The organism is uncultured Campylobacter sp. (genome assembly GCF_937997465.1).
Taxonomy (GTDB): domain Bacteria; phylum Campylobacterota; class Campylobacteria; order Campylobacterales; family Campylobacteraceae; genus Campylobacter_A.
The window spans coordinates 1-1,462 of record NZ_CALKTQ010000285.1 but is presented as its reverse complement, the minus strand read 5'-3'; the positions used below and the strand labels follow the sequence as shown (position 1 = coordinate 1,462).

1 protein-coding gene and 1 pseudogene are annotated in these 1,462 nt (G+C 51.5%); one reads left to right on the top strand and one right to left on the bottom strand.

The features are described from left to right. A pseudogene (locus tag Q0546_RS09360) lies at positions 1-398 on the top strand (hypothetical protein); the annotation flags it as partial. A 115-nt stretch (positions 399-513) separates the two neighbouring features. Here Q0546_RS09360 and Q0546_RS09355 read toward each other — a convergent pair. After that, entirely contained in the window at positions 514-1,311 is a 798-nt protein-coding gene (locus Q0546_RS09355) for a metal ABC transporter permease (protein ID WP_298792466.1), read from the bottom strand. Positions 1,312-1,462 lie beyond the last annotated feature (151 nt).

The window sequence follows — 1,462 nt, the reverse complement described above, 5'->3', positions numbered from 1 at the left end:
TCGAAAAAGAAGCGAAAAAAGAGGGTTTCGAGCGCGGCGATGCGAGCCTATTTTTGATGAACGAGTTTCAAAAAGCGCTAAAGAAGAGCGATTTTAGGCTCTTTACTTTGGAGCTTCATAGTGATGCCTACTATCTGCTCGTCGCGCACAAGGACGCCGAGAAAGATTTTAAAAAGCTAGGCAGGCGCGAGGAGCTATTTTGGGACATCGCGCCATGGGGTAAGCGCCGCAAAAGACAGATCCTTTACATCATAAATTGCGAGTGCGGCGAAATGTCCGCGTGGCAGCTGGATGCGGACGAGCCCTCTCCTATAGATGAGGTTTGCGAGGTCTGCGGGCGAGTGCTTTTCGACGCAGACGGCAACGCGATGCAGCCTTTGGAGAAGGAATTTATCTGATTTGGCTTTGCTTGGTCAAATTTGCCCGTATATGCTAGCGACTGCAAATTTGACATCAAATTTAAGCCGCAGATCGCGAGTCAAATTTCATCAAATTTAACCCAAAACGCCGAATCTACCGCCTTTTTACCGCGGTAAATATAAAAAAGCAAACCGAAGCGATGAGGATAATGCTAGCGCCGCTAGTGAGATTCGCCTCAAAGCTCAGCCACAGCCCGCTCACGCAAAACGCGGCCGAGATGAGCGCGGCGTTTAGCATCATCGTGCCCAGGCGGCTCGAGACCGCACCCGCGATATAGGGCGGGATCGTGAGCAGCGCGATAACTAGGATGAGTCCGACCGCGCGTATCGTCATCACGACGCTTAGCGCCATCATGCACGTTAGCGCGTAGTATAGCAGCGTCGTGCGCACCCCACGCAGCCGCGCAAACTCCGTGTCAAAGCTAAGCGCCTCAAACTGGCGGTAAAATAGCGCGACTGACGCTAGTATGACGCAGTTTGCGACCGCCATGAAAACAAGATCGCCCTGCGGCACGGCCAAAATCGAACCAAAAAGATAGCTCATTAGATCGACATTGTAGCCGGGCGCCAGGTCGGTGAGAATGATGCCAAACGCCATGCCAAACGCCCACAGCGCGCCGATAACGGAGTCCATCTTACTTTTGTCTTTGAGCGTGATCGTGGCGATGAGTAGCGCCAAAAACAGCGAAAACAGACTCGCTCCAAGCAGCGGCTCGAGCGAAAAATAAAACGCGATGCCAAGCCCGCCGTATGCGCCGTGAGCGATGCCACCCGCGATGAAAACCATGCGGTTTATGACCGTAAGTGTGCCGATCACGCCGCAAGCGATGCTAACGAGGATGCCCGCCAGCAGGGCGTTTTGCATGAAATTTAAGCTAAGAGCTTCTAGCATTTGTTTCCTTTTTTTACTTTTTTCGGCGCTTTTGGCGTTACTCGCCAAGACCCGCACCTTTAAGGTGCTAAATTTGGTTTGGTTAAATTTAGTCTTGCAAGCCGAGCTTCTTTGCGTAAAAAACAACCGTTTGAGGTTGTTTTTTACTTTG

What these genes read in the sequence shown, in the direction of transcription:
- Q0546_RS09355 (WP_298792466.1), bottom strand. Translation starts at nt 1,311, where the DNA reads ATGCTAGAAGCTCTTAGCTTAAATTTCATGCAAAACGCCCTGCTGGCG.